The following is a 15,426-nucleotide window of genomic DNA, read 5'->3' as shown; positions in this document are numbered from 1 at the left end:
CGGCCAGAGGTTGCAGAGTGAAGCGTAGCGTCATGTTCAACACCGATACGGCCATTGGCGAAGCGGAGCGGCGGCAGGACCGGGGCAGGCGCGCCGCGCCGCCGGGCGAGCCGCGCCCGCCCGTGCTCGCACAGTTGACGGACCCGGCGTGGCTGATGCGGACGCTGTGGGCGCGAAAGCGGCTTGTGCTGCTGGCGGCCGTCGCCGGGATCGTCCTCGCGGCGCTCGCCAGCCTGTTCATCCCGCCGAAATACGTCTCGACCGCGCAGCTCTTCATCGACCCGCGCGACCTGCGCGTGCTCCAGAACGAGGTCTCGCCCAACGCCACGGGCGGCGATCCGACATCGACAACCGGCTATCTCGAAAGCCAGGCGCGGGTGATCGCGTCGGACAGCATCAAGTCGCGCGTGGTGCAAACCGAGGGGCTCGACAAGGACCCCGAATTCGGCGGCGAGGCGACCAAGACCGGGCTGTCGCGCCTTCTGGCCGATCTTTTGCCGCGAGGCGGCGAGCCGCCCCGCGACGGGCTGCTCTACGCGCTGGCCGCGCTCGACAAGCAGGTCGCGGTCCGGCGCGGCGAGCGCACCTTCGTCATCGACATCGCGGTGACCTCGCGCGAGGCGACCAAGGCCGCCCGCATCGCCAACGCGCTGGCCAACGCCTATCTCGACGACCAGGCCTCGGTGCGCGCCGACGCCGCCCAGCGCGCCACCGGCGCGTTGACGGGACGCCTGGAAGAGCTGCGCAACCGCCTGCGCATCGCCGAGGAAAAGGCCGAGAAATACAAGGAAGCCAACAACATCGTCGGCGTCGGCGGGAAATCTATCGGCGAGGAGCAGCTCGCGCTGAACAACGCCCAGCTCGTCGCGCTGCGCATCAAGGCGACCGAGGCCAAGGCGAAATACGACCAGACGCTGGCCGTGCGCGCCAGCAGCGTCGAGGCCGGCGCGATCCCCGAGGCCGTCGCCTCCAACACCATGACGGCCTTGCGCTCGCAGCTCGGCGCGGCGCTGAGCAAGGAGGCGGACCTGCTCGCCTCGCTCGGCGCGCGCCACCCCGCGCTCAGCGCGGCGCAGGCGCAGGTCCGCGACGCGCGCCGCCAGATCGCCGACGAACTCTCGCGCATCGCCCGCGCCGCCAAGGTTGAATACGACCGCGCGGTCGAGTCCGAGAAGCAGATCGCCCAGCGCGTGGCGCAACTGACCACCTCGCAATACGCCGCCGGCCGCGCCTCGGTCGAACTGCGCGAACTCGAACGCGAGGTCGAATCCTCCCGCGTCGTCTACGACGCCTTCCTGCGCCGCGCGCGCGAGACCGGCGAGCTTGCCGGCATCGACACCACCAATGCCCGCATCATCAGCTACGCCATGCCGCCGCTGGAGAAATCCGGCCTGAGCCGGCGGGCGATCGCCATGCTCGGCGGCATGGGCGGCGGCGCGATCGGCGCGATCATGGTGCTGGGCATGGCGCTGACGCGGCCGGCCGGCATGGATCAGTCACCACCCGCCCCGACCCTTCCAGGGAAGGGGCCCCGCGGTTTCCGTTTATGGAGCCGCCGCGAGTCTGCGCGGGAGGAGCCGATCGAAGCGGCTGTCTCGGCCGCCGCGGAGACGCAGCCTCCGGCCGCCAGCCGCGCCATGACCGCGCCGGCCCAGCCTGGCGGCGCGCCGGCGCGCCGCTTCACCACGATCAAGGGCGGGCAGGCCGACAGGCTCCCCGATGTGCTGCAGGCGGCGGCCGCGCCGCTGCTCGCCACCGTGCCCGCGGTCCGCCACCGGCGCTGGCGGCGCCATGACGGCGAGGCGCGCTCGGTCTTCCAGCTCAAGACGCATCTCGTGGACGTTCTCGACAAGCCCGACGCCAGCTTCGCCCGGGCGATCCGCGGCCTCGGCGCGGCGCTCTCGGAAGACGGCCGGCCGCGCCGCATCCTCGTGGTCGGCCTGCGCGGACAGGCCGGCGCCTCGACGGTCGCGCTCAATCTCGCGCTCGACGCCGCGACCTCGGGCCGGCCGGCGCTGCTGATCGACGCAGGCCTCGGCGAGGCCGGCCTGACCCATGTCTATGCGTCCGACGCCGAACTCGGCCTGCACGAGATCGCGACGGGCGCGGCCGGCCTGGTCCGCGTGGCGCGCCAGGACGAGGGCACGGGGCTGTTCTTCCTGCCGCGCGCGGGCCGCGGCGAGGCGGTTGGCGTCGACCAGATCGCCCATGAGATTTTCGGCGCGGCGCGGCGCTTCGGCCCGGTGATCATCGACGGCGCGGCGATCGGCAGCGACGGCCTGACCGACAGCTTTGCGCAGGTCGTCGACGATATCGTGCTGGTGATCCGCGAAGGCGAAGTCGGCGTGGCCGATCTCGAGCGGGCCAACGCGGTGCTCGGCGCGAACGCCGCGCGTATCCGCGGCTTCGTCGTCAACCAGCCCTGATGAGCGCGGCGGGCGCCACGGACCGTCACGCGGGCACGGCGGACATGTCCGCCGACGCCGGCCATTATCTTCGCAGCGTCGTCTTCGTCGCGGCGGTGCTCCTGGTCTGGGTCTCGACCTCGCCTTTCCGGGGCTCCTACGATGTCGCCGCCGAGAATACGAGCAACGTCGTCAACCAGATCGCCTTTTCGCTGATGGCCGTGCTCGGGCTGTTCTGCGCGGCGGGCTCGGGCGGGCGGGCGGCGCTGGCCTATCTCCGCCCGGCCTGGCTGCTGCTGATCGCCTGGATGATGATCGGCGTCATCTACTCGGCCAATCCCGAGATCTCGATGCGGGCGCTGAGCTTCACGCTGGTGGTGCTGGTGATCGCCGGAACGCTGATGCTGCTGCCGCGCGGCCAGCGCCATTTCGCGCTGCTGCTCGGCCTGGCTGCCCTGATCGTGCTCGCGATCTGCTATGCCGGCATCGTCCTCTTCCGCGACGTCGCGACGCATTCCAGCGGCGACGCGCTGGAGCCCCAGCATGCCGGCGCCTGGCGCGGCCTGTTCGACCACAAGAATATCGCGGGCGCAATGATGGTGATCCTGATGCTGATCGGCATCTTCGTCGCCGCCTCCTACTCGATGCTCTTCGGGCTCGTCATCCTTGGGCTGGCGGCGACGTTCCTGTTCATGACCGGCTCGAAGACCTCGATGGGGCTCGGGCCCTTCGTCGTCCTGCTCGGCTTCGCCTGCGCGCGGATCAGGAGCATCTGGCTGCGCGGGCTGATCGCGCTTGGACCGCTCGCCTTGCTGCTGACGGCGACGATCGGCTCGGTGCTCTACCAGCCGATCAACGAGATCGTACAGTCGCTCAGCCCGGGCCAGACCTTCACCGGCCGCACCGAGATCTGGCGCTTCGCGCTCGACCGGCTCTGGGAGCGGCCGATCTTCGGCTACGGCTTCGAGGGCTTCTGGGGCAGCGATTTCGTGCTCTTCGCCGAACCGAAGGAATATGAGAGCGGCATCTCGAACGGCATGGTCCATGGCCATAACGGCTATGTCGACCTCGCCATCGGGCTCGGCATTCCCGGCCTCGTGCTGGGGACGATCGTGCTGGTCCTGCTGCCCCTGCGCGACCACCACCGCGTCATCGCCACCTTCGAGAACAAGGCGCTGGCCGAGCTGTTCTTCCGGATCTGGCTGTTCGCGATCTATTCGGCCTGCCTGGAGAGCTTCTTCTTCCGCCGGGCCGACCCGATCTGGTTCGCGATGCTGATCTCGGTGATCGGGCTGAGGCTGACCTCGAAATACCGGGTCTCGCCGTAAGACCTCAGTTCGTCTCGGGCTTGCGATATTGCTCGGCCGCGACGCCGACCTCCAGGGCGAGGCGGCCGAGCGCGACCTGAAGATGGTAGAGGCCGATCAGCACGGAGCCCGTCTTCAGTCCCAGGAGAAGCCCGCGCGGCAGCGCCGCGCCAAGCAGGGCCAGCGACTTCGCCAGCACGCGCAGCCGTCCAGCCGCTCCGGGGAACCTGTGGCGCTCGATCGCGGCCGAAATCGCGCCGTTGCGGCGGGCGCGGGCGGCGATCCAGTCGGTTTCCGTGCGCCGCGCCGGCATGGTCTCGCGCTGGAGCGCCTCCTGCACCCACCAGAAACGGAAGCCGGCGGCCTTGGCGCGGGTGAAGAAATCGCTGTCGCCGCCGCCGGTGAAATCGAAGCGCTCGTCGAGGAAGGGGTGGCCGAGCCGCTCCAGAACCTCGCGCCGGATCAGGTAGTTGGCGCTGGAATAGAGGATCGGCACCGGTCCGGATGCGTCGTAGTGCGAGCGGAAGACCGGATGCGCGACGAGCCAGGCACGCGAGGCGTCCTCGAAACGCGGCACGACCGCGCCGCCGAAGAGTTCGGCCGGAGCCGTCCCCGCCGCCCGCAGGAAGGCGTCTAGCCAGCCGGGCTCGGCCTGCTCGTCGTCGTCGACGCCGAGCACGTTTTGCAGCTCCGGCAACCTTGTCAGCGCGCAGCGCCAGGCGGCGTTGTAGGCCTTGCAGTTGCCCTGGCGCGGCTCGACGATGACGAGGCCCTTGAACAGGCCGGCCTCGAGCAGAGCGGTCGCGCGGGCCGCGCCCTCGCGCGCGATGCCCTCGTTCTCGACCACGACGACCGCGACATCATGCCCGCCGGCCTGGGCCGCCAGCGAGCGCAACGTCTCCTCCAGCATGTCGGGGCGCTTGAAGGTCGGCACGCAGACGACGCTTTTGACCTCGGCGAGCGCCTCCGGCGGCGATCGCGCGACGACGACGAAGGTTTCGGGATCATCCATCCGCATCTGTGGGGTCGGGGTCATGGCGCTTGAGACTAGGCTGGCGCGCTTAAGGTTCGGTGAGCGCGGCTCTTGACCGGCGCGCGCAAACGCGGCCTTCCTCGCGGCAGCCTCCGCAGCCGGACATGCCCTTGCGCCTCGCCTTCCTCACCGCCCTGATCCCGGTCGAAAAACCCGACACCGGCTTCGAGATCGCCAATGCGGCGATCCTCTCGGCGCTGCGCGCGGCCGGCCACGAGGTCGTCGCCTTCGGTTTCCTGCGGCCGGGCGAGACGCCGGCCGATCCGGAGCGGAGCGTGGTGATCGACCATGTCGCGATCGAGAACGCCGAGGCCGGCAAGGGGCAGAAGCTGCGATGGCTCGTGGAGGCCGTGCGCGCCAAGCTGCCGGTCGCCTGCGCCAAGCTCCGGCTCGCGGGCGCGGGCAGGCTGGTCGAGGCGGTGCGGGCGCGGGGGCCGTTCGACGCGCTGATCCTGAACTCGGTGATGCTGCCCGGCGCGTTTCCGGAGCTGCTGGAAATCGCGCCTTGCGTCCTCGTCGAGCACAACATCGAGCATGTTTCGGCCCGGCAGAGCGCCGCCCATGCCGGCAACCCGGTTATGCGCTGGCTCTATGCCCGCGAGGCAAGACTGCTGGAAACGATCGAGCGACGGCTCTGGGACAGATCGCGCTTCATCTGGACGCTCGCCGAGGAGGACAAGGCGGCTCTGGGGCCGGCGTATCAGCACAAAGCCGCCGTGCTGCCGCTGGTTTCCGGCGTTGCGACCGCATCCACGGTGACCGACGCAGCCCCCGCCTACGATATCGGGCTGATCGGAACCTGGAGCTGGGCGCCCAACTTCATCGGGCTCGACTGGTTCCTGCGCGAGGTCTGCCCGCTGCTGCCGGCCGATGTGACGATCGCGGTCGCCGGCCGGCTGCCGCCCGATCTCGCCGCCCCGCCGCAGGTCAGACCGCTCGGGCGCGTGCCCGATGCCGACGACTTCCTGCGCTCCTGCCGGCTCGTCGCTTTGTCGAGCCGGGCCGGCACCGGCGTCCAGCTCAAGACGGTGCAGGCGATGGAGCTCGGCCTGCCGGCGGTGAGCACGACATTGTCCTGCCGCGGCTTCACCGAAATTCCCGACAATTTCACGCTGGCCGACACGCCGGAGGCCTTTGCCGGGTCGCTCCTGCGACGGCTGGCGGAGATCAGGGCCGGCGATCCGCAGCGCCGTGACGGGGCGGCGTTTCTCGCCCGCCAGCAGGCGGCGTTGGCGGCGGGGCTGGGGCGCGGGCTCGCGGCCGCGACCGCCTGAACTACTCGGCCGGCTTCCCGCCGCCTTTTCGTCCCATCAGCCCGAAAACCGGGCCGGCGCCGACCATAACCAGAAAGACCCGGATGATGTGGTGGCCGGCGACGAAGGCGACCTCGGTGCGCAGCGCCAGCGCGATCAGGCTCATCTCGGCGAGGCCGCCGGGCGAATAGGCCAGGATCAGCGGGACGTAGCCGTGCACCGAAACCTGCGCCACGGCCCAGGCGAAGGCGAGCGTCAGCCCGAGCAATATCGCGGTCGAGCCGACCGACAGCATGAGGACGCGCAGGATCACGGAAGGCGGCGTGCCGATGAAGCGGCAGCCGATGGTCACGCCGAGCACGAGCTGCGCGGCATTGACGATCTCATAGGGCGGAGCCGAATCGCTCCAGCCGGCGAGATGCACGACCGCGCTGACCAGCATCGGGCCGAGCAGATAGGTCGCCGGCAGCCTGAGCCAGTGGCCGACCACGACGCCCGCGACGCCGCAAGCCACCAAGACAAGCCCGGCGGACAGCGGCGTCTGCGCCAGCGAGGGACCGGCGACACGCGCGCCGCCGAGCGAGACCCCCTCGATCCACTGCACGATGAAGGGCAGCGTCATCACCACGAGCAGGATTCGGGCCGAGTGGATCAGCGCGATGATGCGGGCGTCGCCGCCCTTCTCCTCGCCGACCGTGACCATCTCGACCAATCCGCCCGGCATGCCGGAGAAGAAGGCCGTGACCGGATCGAAGCCGGCGACGCGGCGGAAGTAAAAGACGCTGCAGAGCGCGCAGGCGGCCATGAACAGCACGAGGCCCGCGATGGTCGGCAGCCAGTTCGGCAATTGCTGGACGATGTCGGGCCTGAAGCCCGCGCCGAGCATGACGCCGATCACCGCCGTCATCGGCGGGCGGATCACCGGCGGGGCGGCGACCGGCAGGCGGAGCAGGGCGGCCGCCGTGCAGACCACCATCGAGCCCAGCATCCATGGCAGCGGCAGCCTCGCCTGCACGAAGAGCCAGCCGCCGAGCCCGCCGAGCAGCAGCGCGAAGGCGAACCGGCGATAGGGGAAGCGCCGGGGCGACAACGACCGCAGGCCGCCGACAAGGCCGGACCAAAGCTCCCTCATGCCGTCGCCAGACCTCCGCGCCACGGACCCACGCGCCCTTCGCCAGGACGGCTCCTACAGGGCTTCGCGCCGGATCGACAGTGCGAAGGCCGAATGACGGCCCCGCAACGGATTCCTGCCTGCCGCGACATCGACCCGCAAGGATGGGCGTCATGCCCGCCTTGCTCTGGCGGCGCGGGCGCGCCCGTCCGATGCTGCGCTCTCCACCCGGAGCTGGATATCCATGAGCCATCACCTGATCGAAGCCGGCCTCGCCACCTGCCATTGGGGCTATTTCGACGCGAGCCTGAAGCCGGTCCTGACGATCGGGAGCGGCGACAGCGTCACGATCCGCACCGTCACCGGCGGGCCGGCGCATCAGCCGACGAGCGGCTTCCATGCGCTGCCCGAGATCCACGAGATCCATGAAAAGGCCGAGCGCATGGCGCCCGGCCATATCCTGACCGGCCCGGTCGCGGTGAAGGGGGCCAAACCGGGACAGGTGCTGGAGGTGCGCATCCGCGAGGTGAGGCTCAGGACCGACTGGGGCTACACCATGATCAAGCCGCTCGCGGGCACGCTGCCCGACGAGTTCGACCAGCATGCGCTGATCCATACCCGTCTCGATGCGGAGCGGCGCATCGGCACGCTGCCCTGGGGCATGGAGCTGCCGCTCGCGCCCTTCTTCGGCGTGATGGGCACGGCGCCGCCGCCGCATTGGGGCCGGCTGACCTCGCTCGTCCCGCGCGCCTTCGGCGGCAATCTCGACAACAAGGAACTCGGCGCGGGCGCGACGCTGTATCTGCCGGTCTTCGTCGAGGGCGGGCTGTTCTCCTGCGGCGACGGCCATGCCGTGCAGGGCGACGGCGAGGTCTGCGTCACCGCGATCGAGACCGCCCTGGAGGGCACGTTCGAGATCATCCTGCGCGAGGATCTGTCCTTCAGCACGCCGCGCGCCGAGACGCCGAGCCACCACATCACCATGGCGATGCATCCCGACCTCGACATCTGCGCGCAGGACGCCTTGCGCGAGATGATCGGGCTGATCCGCGAGCGCACGTCGCTGACGCGCGAGCAGGCCTATATGCTGTGCTCGCTCGCGGCCGATCTGCGCATCACCCAGACGGTGAACGGCTCGAAGGGCGTGCATTGCATGCTGGCGAAGAGCGTGGTGGCCTAGCTAGGGTGTGTAAACTTCGAAATGGTCGAGCTGGGCCATGCTTCTCTTGATATGGACCATCGCTTCGTCTCCCTCGTTGGCAACTAGAACCATGGTCGCCAGCAGGTGCGCGACCGCCGTCGCAGGGAGAATGGAGGGCAGGAGAGCATCGGTCGAGCTGGTGACGACGATGTTTGGACCGTGCTCGGATACCACTGGCGACACCTTGCTGTCGGTAATCGCGACAATTCCGACATTGCGGTCCCGCGCGAATTGAGCAGCGGTCACCGCGTCGCGCGTATAGGGTTGAAGACTAAAGATGACGAGCGCATCTTTCGCCGAGATATCGCGGAGAGCGTCCGCGGTCGCGCCGCCGATACCGGTTATCAGCACGGTCTTGCTGCCGAAAAGACGCATCAGGTAGTGAAAGTAATAACTTGCGGAGAACATGCTTCTCAGGCCAAAAACATAAATCCTGTCGGAATTATTGATTAGATTTACTGCTTGCTTCAAGTGAGGGATATTCTCTTCGTTCATAATTCCCGCGATGCTGCCGATATCGCTTTGAATGACGTTGTCGAAGAACGATTGTTCAGATTTCGCCTTGTTCGTCAGTCTACGGACACGCAGCTCCCAGCTGTTCGTGCCTTTGCTCATCCAACTGCGAAAATGCTCGCGAAACGGCTCGTAGCTCTCGAAGCCGATCGCCTTCGCCAACCGGATCATCACACTCGGCTGCACGCCGGCCTGCCCAGCCAGGGCGCGCATTGAATGCATCGCGACTTCATTGGGATTGTCGATGATGAAACGCGACGCCTTGCGCAGCTGAGGGCTGAACGTTGGAAATTTCTCTTTCAACTCTCGCAACACATGGCTGTCGGACAAGGGCAAACTCCGATTAAGACCGCAGAACGCCCGACTTTATCGTTGAACCGAAAGCCCGGACGCAGGCGATTCGACTCTTCCTCTTCGATACCCGACCCCTGCGATATCGACGAACGTTGCCGCTCGCACGACCGGCCGCCGACCTCTTCGGGGCCGAGGCCGCGTTCTAGGCCGCTCCTGCGGCGACGCCTTGAGCCGCGACCATCGCCATTCGCATCTTCGCGAACTGTACAACTTGTTCGCCGACCATTCGCAACTGGTTCGTCACCGATTCGTCGGTCAGACATCCCTTCTCGTCGAAAATCGGGAGCGAGGTATTGACCATCGCGCCGAAGGGCGTGGGCCAGCCGCGCAGCGCATGTGCCATCGACCGCATCGCCGCAAGCGTCTGCCCACCGGCCTGCCAGCCGCCGGCACAGCAGATGCAGCCGACAGCACAATTGTCGAAATAGACGCGTTCATCGCTGCGCAGATCCTCGGTATAGTCGAGTACGTTCTTGACCAGCCCCGAGATCGAGCCGTGATAGGCCGGACTGGCAACGACGATGCCGTCCATCCGACGAAAGAGATCGACGGCCCGGCGCGCGCTCGCGTTCCGCTCCAGCGAGCCGGGCGCGTAGATCGGGAGCAGAAGCTCCTCGCCCGTGAAGATCTCGACCTCGGCGCCGTTCTGCACGGCGATGTCGAGGCACGCGCGCAGCACTCTCTCGGTCGATGAGCCATTGCGTGCGGTGCCTCCGACGCCGAGGATGAGAGGTCGTTTCGGCACGAGGGTCGTCATGATCGCCTCATCGCTGTGAGAGGTTCAGGAGCGGCAGTCCGCGTCAGGCCACTTTCAGCGTCGGCCAGGCGGCTCCGCCAAGATGGCCCAGATTGCCGAAACGCTTGGTAAGGCGAGGCAGGACCTCCGCGCCGAAGCGTTCGATCGACTTCAGCGTCTCCTGCTGCGGCACGCCGGGTATGCCCATGAACATGCTGACATGTGTCGGATTGACAGCTTCGATATCGGCGGCAAGCCGCTCGGCGACGGTGTCGGGGTCTCCGATGGGCAACCGCGCTGCGATCTCCTCGAGCGAGGGTTCGTCGGCAGCCGGCATTTCCTTCAGGAAAGCGCCGTCGAGCTCGCCATATTTGCCGCGCATCGCCATTGCGATGCGCCGGACATAGCGGGCTCCGTTGGCGGCACGCAGGGCTGCGGATTTGTCATCGGTGACGAAGACGTAGCGCTGGATGGCGAAGGGCATGTTCTTGGGATCGCCACCCGCTTCGGAGTAGGTTTTCTCCAGTCCTTCACGCGTCTGGCGAACGGTCTCCACCGCGTTCCAGCCGGTGGTGAAGAACGGCGTATAGCCGCGCTCGAAAGCGCGCCGCTGAGCTTCGAGGTCGGTCGCCATGCCGGCGAGATAGATGGGGATCGCGCCTTGGCGCGGGCGCACCGAGAAGGTGGTCTCCGGGAAATTGAAATCGGCACTTTGAAACGAAACGACATCACGCTTGAGATAGGCGTCGATGAAGTCAAGCGTGTCCAGCAGCTTGCCGCGCGCCTCCTTCACGTTGCGGCCGAACTTGTGGAACTCGTACTCCTGGTAGCCGGTGCCGAAGCCGAGCACGAGCCGCCCCTCGCTGAGCTGGTCGATCATGCCGATATCCTCGGCCATCCGGATCGGCTCGTAGAGCGGCGCCACGATCACGGCAGGGCCGAGCTTGATCGTTTTGGTCCGCCCGGCCATGTAGGCCGCCATGGTCAGGGGAGAGGGGCAAAGGCAGTAATTCGAGAAGTGATGTTCGGCGAACCAGGCGATCTCGATCCCCGCCTGTTCGGCGACGCGGACATGATCTGCCGTCTCGCGATAGACTTCGCCAGCTGTCTTGTTCCTGTCGCGCTGTGTCGACAGGCAGAACAAACCAAAATGCATGATCTTCCTCCGTGATCTCAGAAGCCGACGATGGTTTCGCCGCCATTGGGGCTGATTGCCTGCCCGGTGATGAAGGCGGCCTCGTCTGAGGCGAGGAACGCGACGGAATAGGAGATCTCTTCAGGCTGGGCCCAGCGGCCGATCGGAACCTTCTTTTCCTTCTCGCGGATCTTGTCCCAGCCCTGGACGCGGATCGGCATCTCGGTGATCACGCCGCCGGGGCAGACGGCGTTGACCATGATCTTCCAGGGCGCGAGCTCCTTGGCCCAGGCCTTGGTGAGCCCGAGGATCGCAGCCTTCGCGGCGCAGTAATGCGAGGCCGTGTTCGTCCCGGTCATGCCCCAGATCGAGGAGATGTTGACGATGCGGCCGTAGCCGCGCTGCTTCATCGCGGGCACGACGCTCTGCGTGCAGAAGAAGGCGCCCTTCACATGGATGTCGAACATCCTCTGATAGGCTTCGGGCGTGATCTCCTCGATCTTCTTGTGGTCGCCGATGCCGGCGTTGTTTACCAGAATGTCGATCGGGCCGAGTTCCTTCTCGATGCGGGCCGCGAGCGCCTTCATTGCCGCGGGGCTGACGATATCGTCATTGGCGACGAGCACGCGCCGGCCGAGTTGGCGGATTTCGGCGGCGACTTCCGCCGCTTCCGCCTCGAGCACGTCATGCACGACGATGTCGGCGCCGCGCTCCGCCATCAGCAGGGCATGGGCCTTGCCCATGCCGCGGCCGGAGCCAGTGATCCAGGCGATTTTGCCTTCGAAACGCGCGTTGTCATGTCCAGATGTCATGATTTCGTTCCTCAATAGCCGACTATGACTTCGCCCCCGTTGGGGCTGAGAACCTGGCCAGTGATGAAATCGGCCTGGGGCGAGGCGAGAAAGGCGACCGCGTATGCCATTTCGATCGGCTGGCAGTAGCGCTTGAGCGGCACCTTGGCCTCCTTGGCGCGCAGCACGTCGTTATCGTCGAGCTTCATTGGTCCGCCGGAGCGCACGCCGCCGGGCGCGACCGCGTTGACGTGGATGTTCCAGGGCGCGAGCTCGTGCGCCCAAGCCTTGGTGAAGCCGAGCAGCGCGGTCTTGGCCGAGCAGTAATGGGAGGCGACGGGCGCGCCGTTCATCCCCCACATTGAGGAGATGTTGATTATCTTGCCGTAGCGCTTCTCCTTCATCGCCGGGATGACGGCCTGCGCGCAGAAGAACGATCCGCGCACGTGGACGTCGTACATGCGGTCGAAATCCTCCTCGGTGATCTCCTCGATGAGCTTGCGCTGGCCGTAGCCGGCGTTGTTGACGAGGATGTCGATCGACCCGAGGGCCTCAGTCGCTTCGCTCACCGATCGCTGCACCGCCGCGATATCGGCCATGTCGACTTCGGCGACGAAGGCCTTGCGTCCCTTCTCGCGCACCAGACGGCCGGTCTCCTCGGCGAACTCGCCGCGCAGGTCGACGATCGCGATATCGGCTCCCCTCTCGGCCATGAGCAGGGCATGCGCGCGGCCCATCCCATCGCCGGCGCCCGTGATGAAGGCGACCTTTCCTGCAAGTTCAGTCATGGCTCATGTCTCCGGAATGAGAAGGGTGGAGCTGGCCGGCCAGGAGACGAGGACCTCCTGGCCCGGCTGGAACATCACCGTGCGGTGCGCCGCGGCGCGGCGTATGGAAACTGGCTCCGAAGCGCCGATATCGACCTGGTAGCGGAAGGTTCCGGCGGTATAGACGGCGTCGACCACCGAGCCCTTGGCCCGGTTGAAGCCGTCTGCCGGGACGTTGTCGGTGTCAGCGATTTCGATCGCTTCGGGACGAACGCACAGGACATGAGGCTCGCCCGGCGCGATGCCACACGAACTTCCAACCGCGTCGTAGACTTGGTTTTCCACGGTACGGCAGGTCACTGCGCCCGAGCCGCGCGCCTCGACCGCCGTGACCTTGAATAGATTGGCTCCCCCGAGAAATCTTGCGACGAAGGCGCTGTTGGGGCGCTCGTAGAGTTCGCGCGGAGCGCCGCATTGCGCGACACGGCCGGCGTTCATGATGGCGATGCGGTCCGACATCGCGGTGGCTTCGTCCTGATCATGCGTGACGTAGAGGACGGTCGCCGAGATCTTGCGGTGGAAAGCCTTGATCTCGTTCTGCATTTCCTCGCGCAGATTCTTGTCGAGCGCCCCCAGCGGTTCGTCCATCAGCAACATTCGCGGGTCGTAGACAGCCGCTCGAGCCAGGGCGACGCGCTGCTGCTGGCCGCCGGAGAGCTGACTCGGCTTGCGATCCGCCATCTGCGTCAGCTGGACGGTGGCGAGCATTGCCGCGACGCGCTCGGCTATGCCTCTTTTCGGGAGCTTCCGCAGCCTCAGTGGAAAGGCGATGTTCTCGAAGACGCTCAGATGCGGGAAGAGCGCATAGTTCTGGAACACCATGCCGATGTTGCGCCGATAGGGCGGCAGAGCGGCGATATCGACCTTGTCGACCTCTATCCGCCCGTTCGAGGGAGGCGTGAAGCCGGCGATCGCGCCCAGCAGCGTGGTCTTGCCCGAACCGCTCGGGCCGATGATCGAAAAGAACTCGCCGGGCTGGATGTCGAGATTGGTGGGGTGGAGGGCGGTGACGGTTCCATAGACCTTTTCGACGTCGATCAGGGAGATGTGAGCGCCGTGCTTAGCCATTGGCCGTAACCTGATTGCGAGAGCCGACGACCTGGAGGAAGGAGGCGATGACGAGCAGCACGAGCGTGAAGGCGAAGATCAGCGTCGCGACCGCTGCGATCGTCGGGGTGAGGAACTCGTTGAGCTGCTCCCAGATCAACTTCGGCAGCGTCCGCGTGCCGGCGCCCGTCAGGAACAGCGACAGCATCAGCTCATCGAAGGACGCGGCGAAGGCGAGGATGCCGCCGATGAAGACCCCGATACGGATCATCGGGAACGTCACGCGCCAGAAGGTCTGCCAAGGCGTGGCCCCGAGGGTCATCGCCGCGAGCTCGAGCGCTCCGTTCTGGCTCGCCAGCACGGCGGTCACGGTGATGAAGACCAGAGGTATCCCGATGATCGTATGCCCGATGATCGCCGCCAGATGCGTGCCCAGCAGGCCGAGCCTGATCATCATCGGATAGAGCCCGATCGCGAGGATGACGTGCGGCAGCATCGTCGGCGCAACCACGGCCGCGGACATGACGCCTGCGCCTTTCCAGGCTCCACGCTTGAGCGACAGCGCGGCAAGCGTACCGAAGATCATCGATAGCACCGCGGCCGGGATGCCGATGATCAGGGAGTTCGCCGTGGCTTCCGCCCAGGACAGGTTCTCGGCGATCTTGAAATACCACTGCGACGACCAGCCCGTGGGCGGGAAGGACAGGTAGCTTTTGTCGCTGAACGATAGCGGCAGAATGATGAACTGGGGCAGGATGAGATAGACGAGGATCAGCGTCACCACCGCCGCGAGGGCAAGCCCGCCGATGCGATAGCGCCAGGGAAGCATCGCGCTAGCGGCCATGGGCGAGCCCCCCCTCGACGCGATTGGAAAGGCGCACATAGAGCGAGTAAACCGCGACGGTCAGGACCAGCAGCACCGTGGCCAGCGCCGACGCCAGGCCCCAGTCGAGCTGACGGTTCGCCTGCTCCTCGATCAGCACCGCCGCCATCATATGGCGCGGTCCGCCGAGCAGAGCCGGCGTGATGTAGAACCCGAGCGACATCATGAAGACCAGCGCCGAGCCGGCCAGCACGCCCGGCAGGGACAGCGGCAGGAAGATCCGCAGGAATGCTTGTGCCGGGGTGGCGCCGAGAACGCCGGCGGCCGCGAGCAGACGCCCGTCGATAGAGCGCATGTTCGCCACGAGCGGCAGGATCATGAACGGCAGCATGATGTGGACCATGCCGACATAGACGGCGATGCTGCCGGGTATGAAGTTGACCGGCGTGTCGACCAATCCGGTCGAGGTCAGCGCCTGGTTGAGGATGCCGCGACGCTGGAACACCACCATCCAGGCGTAGGACCTGATGACGACGCTGGTCCAGAGCGGGATGACCACCAGCGCGCCGATCAATTGCTGGATCGACGTGCGGGCTCGCGCCATCACATAGGCGACCGGATAGGCCGTCACCAGACACAGCGCCGTGACCAGCAGCGCCGTCGTGATCGTCAGCCAGAGCGACTGGAGATAGGGGCCGTCGGCGAAGAGCCTGCGATAGTTCGCCAGGCCGATCGCCGGATCGGAAAAGCTCCGCCAGATGACGCCTAAGATCGGCAGCACGAAGAACAGCGCCAGCACCGCTCCCGGAGGGATCGCGAGCAGACGATTGAAGTCTGCCACGCTCCAGGACGAGTTCTTGCGAGCCCCGCCTTGCCTTGGGTTCATCTGC

The 15,426-nt window shown here is 66.8% G+C and carries 14 protein-coding genes; 4 read left to right on the top strand and 10 right to left on the bottom strand.

The window, feature by feature from the left end; genetic code table 11:
* Nucleotides 1-17 precede the first annotated feature (17 nt).
* On the top strand, nucleotides 18-2,426 hold the full coding sequence (locus tag AC1RRW_RS14395) for an exopolysaccharide transport family protein (RefSeq protein WP_492901456.1): 2,409 nt from the start codon (nucleotides 18-20) through the stop codon (nucleotides 2,424-2,426).
* A gap of 44 nt (nucleotides 2,427-2,470) precedes the next feature.
* Nucleotides 2,471-3,733, top strand: coding sequence for an O-antigen ligase family protein (locus AC1RRW_RS14390; RefSeq protein ID WP_492901455.1), 1,263 nt, complete (start codon nucleotides 2,471-2,473; stop codon nucleotides 3,731-3,733).
* A gap of 4 nt (nucleotides 3,734-3,737) precedes the next feature.
* On the opposite strand, the gene AC1RRW_RS14385 is transcribed toward AC1RRW_RS14390, so the two are convergent.
* Nucleotides 3,738-4,748: a glycosyltransferase family 2 protein gene (locus AC1RRW_RS14385; RefSeq protein WP_492901454.1), complete on the bottom strand. Its 1,011-nt coding sequence runs from the start codon at nucleotides 4,746-4,748 to the stop codon at nucleotides 3,738-3,740.
* Nucleotides 4,749-4,855: 107 nt separating this feature from the next.
* Here AC1RRW_RS14385 and AC1RRW_RS14380 point away from each other — a divergent pair, with 107 nt between their 5' ends.
* A complete protein-coding gene (locus AC1RRW_RS14380; protein ID WP_492901453.1) occupies nucleotides 4,856-6,019 on the top strand; it encodes a glycosyltransferase in 1,164 nt (387 codons plus the stop codon).
* Between the two features lies 1 nt (nucleotide 6,020).
* On the opposite strand, the gene AC1RRW_RS14375 is transcribed toward AC1RRW_RS14380, so the two are convergent.
* Complete coding sequence (locus AC1RRW_RS14375) at nucleotides 6,021-7,130, bottom strand: AbrB family transcriptional regulator (protein ID WP_492901452.1); 1,110 nt, start codon at nucleotides 7,128-7,130, stop codon at nucleotides 6,021-6,023.
* A 223-nt stretch (nucleotides 7,131-7,353) separates the two neighbouring features.
* Here AC1RRW_RS14375 and AC1RRW_RS14370 point away from each other — a divergent pair, with 223 nt between their 5' ends.
* Nucleotides 7,354-8,289 carry an acetamidase/formamidase family protein gene (locus tag AC1RRW_RS14370; RefSeq protein ID WP_492901451.1) on the top strand — a complete coding sequence of 312 codons (936 nt, stop codon included), beginning with the start codon at nucleotides 7,354-7,356 and terminating at the stop codon, nucleotides 8,287-8,289.
* On the opposite strand, the gene AC1RRW_RS14365 is transcribed toward AC1RRW_RS14370, so the two are convergent.
* The 8 genes from AC1RRW_RS14365 to AC1RRW_RS14330 all read right to left on the bottom strand — a co-directional run bounded on the left by AC1RRW_RS14365 (nucleotide 8,290) and on the right by AC1RRW_RS14330 (nucleotide 15,422).
* Entirely contained in the window at nucleotides 8,290-9,153 is an 864-nt protein-coding gene (locus AC1RRW_RS14365; RefSeq protein WP_492901450.1) for a MurR/RpiR family transcriptional regulator, read from the bottom strand.
* A gap of 166 nt (nucleotides 9,154-9,319) precedes the next feature.
* Nucleotides 9,320-9,934: an NADPH-dependent FMN reductase gene (locus AC1RRW_RS14360; protein ID WP_492901449.1), complete on the bottom strand. Its 615-nt coding sequence runs from the start codon at nucleotides 9,932-9,934 to the stop codon at nucleotides 9,320-9,322.
* Between the two features lie 43 nt (nucleotides 9,935-9,977).
* The gene (locus tag AC1RRW_RS14355) at nucleotides 9,978-11,069 is read right to left on the bottom strand and encodes an LLM class flavin-dependent oxidoreductase (RefSeq protein ID WP_492901448.1); all 1,092 of its coding nucleotides are present in this window, start codon (nucleotides 11,067-11,069) and stop codon (nucleotides 9,978-9,980) included.
* Between the two features lie 17 nt (nucleotides 11,070-11,086).
* A complete protein-coding gene (locus AC1RRW_RS14350) occupies nucleotides 11,087-11,860 on the bottom strand; it encodes an SDR family NAD(P)-dependent oxidoreductase (protein WP_492901447.1) in 774 nt (257 codons plus the stop codon).
* Between the two features lie 11 nt (nucleotides 11,861-11,871).
* Entirely contained in the window at nucleotides 11,872-12,627 is a 756-nt protein-coding gene (locus AC1RRW_RS14345; protein ID WP_492901446.1) for an SDR family NAD(P)-dependent oxidoreductase, read from the bottom strand.
* Nucleotides 12,628-12,630: 3 nt separating this feature from the next.
* Nucleotides 12,631-13,734 (bottom strand): ABC transporter ATP-binding protein, encoded by a 1,104-nt coding sequence (locus AC1RRW_RS14340; RefSeq protein WP_492901445.1) that lies wholly within the window; start codon nucleotides 13,732-13,734, stop codon nucleotides 12,631-12,633.
* On the bottom strand, nucleotides 13,727-14,557 hold the full coding sequence (locus AC1RRW_RS14335) for an ABC transporter permease (protein WP_492901444.1): 831 nt from the start codon (nucleotides 14,555-14,557) through the stop codon (nucleotides 13,727-13,729). The genes AC1RRW_RS14340 and AC1RRW_RS14335 overlap by 8 nt, the downstream gene beginning before the upstream one ends.
* Nucleotides 14,547-15,422, bottom strand: a complete 876-nt coding sequence (locus tag AC1RRW_RS14330; RefSeq protein ID WP_492901443.1) for an ABC transporter permease — start codon at nucleotides 15,420-15,422, stop codon at nucleotides 14,547-14,549. Before AC1RRW_RS14330 ends, AC1RRW_RS14335 begins: the two co-directional genes overlap by 11 nt.
* Nucleotides 15,423-15,426 lie beyond the last annotated feature (4 nt).

The organism is Allobosea sp. GW821-FHT12C12, from assembly GCF_058807355.1.
The sequence above is the reverse complement of the archived record's forward strand: the minus strand, read 5'-3'. Positions and strand labels throughout refer to the sequence as shown.

Bases quoted from the DNA above. Each gene is read 5' to 3' on its own strand.
- AC1RRW_RS14385 (WP_492901454.1), bottom strand. From the start codon at position 4,748: ATGACCCCGACCCCACAGATGCGGATGGATGATCCCGAAACCTTCGTC.
- AC1RRW_RS14345 (WP_492901446.1), bottom strand. From the start codon at position 12,627: ATGACTGAACTTGCAGGAAAGGTCGCCTTCATCACGGGCGCCGGCGAT.
- AC1RRW_RS14350 (WP_492901447.1), bottom strand. From the start codon at position 11,860: ATGACATCTGGACATGACAACGCGCGTTTCGAAGGCAAAATCGCCTGG.
- AC1RRW_RS14370 (WP_492901451.1), top strand. From the start codon at position 7,354: ATGAGCCATCACCTGATCGAAGCCGGCCTCGCCACCTGCCATTGGGGC.
- AC1RRW_RS14360 (WP_492901449.1), bottom strand. From the start codon at position 9,934: ATGACGACCCTCGTGCCGAAACGACCTCTCATCCTCGGCGTCGGAGGC.
- AC1RRW_RS14355 (WP_492901448.1), bottom strand. From the start codon at position 11,069: ATGCATTTTGGTTTGTTCTGCCTGTCGACACAGCGCGACAGGAACAAG.
- AC1RRW_RS14390 (WP_492901455.1), top strand. From the start codon at position 2,471: ATGTCCGCCGACGCCGGCCATTATCTTCGCAGCGTCGTCTTCGTCGCG.
- AC1RRW_RS14340 (WP_492901445.1), bottom strand. From the start codon at position 13,734: ATGGCTAAGCACGGCGCTCACATCTCCCTGATCGACGTCGAAAAGGTC.
- AC1RRW_RS14330 (WP_492901443.1), bottom strand. From the start codon at position 15,422: ATGAACCCAAGGCAAGGCGGGGCTCGCAAGAACTCGTCCTGGAGCGTG.
- AC1RRW_RS14375 (WP_492901452.1), bottom strand. From the start codon at position 7,130: ATGAGGGAGCTTTGGTCCGGCCTTGTCGGCGGCCTGCGGTCGTTGTCG.
- AC1RRW_RS14335 (WP_492901444.1), bottom strand. From the start codon at position 14,557: ATGGCCGCTAGCGCGATGCTTCCCTGGCGCTATCGCATCGGCGGGCTT.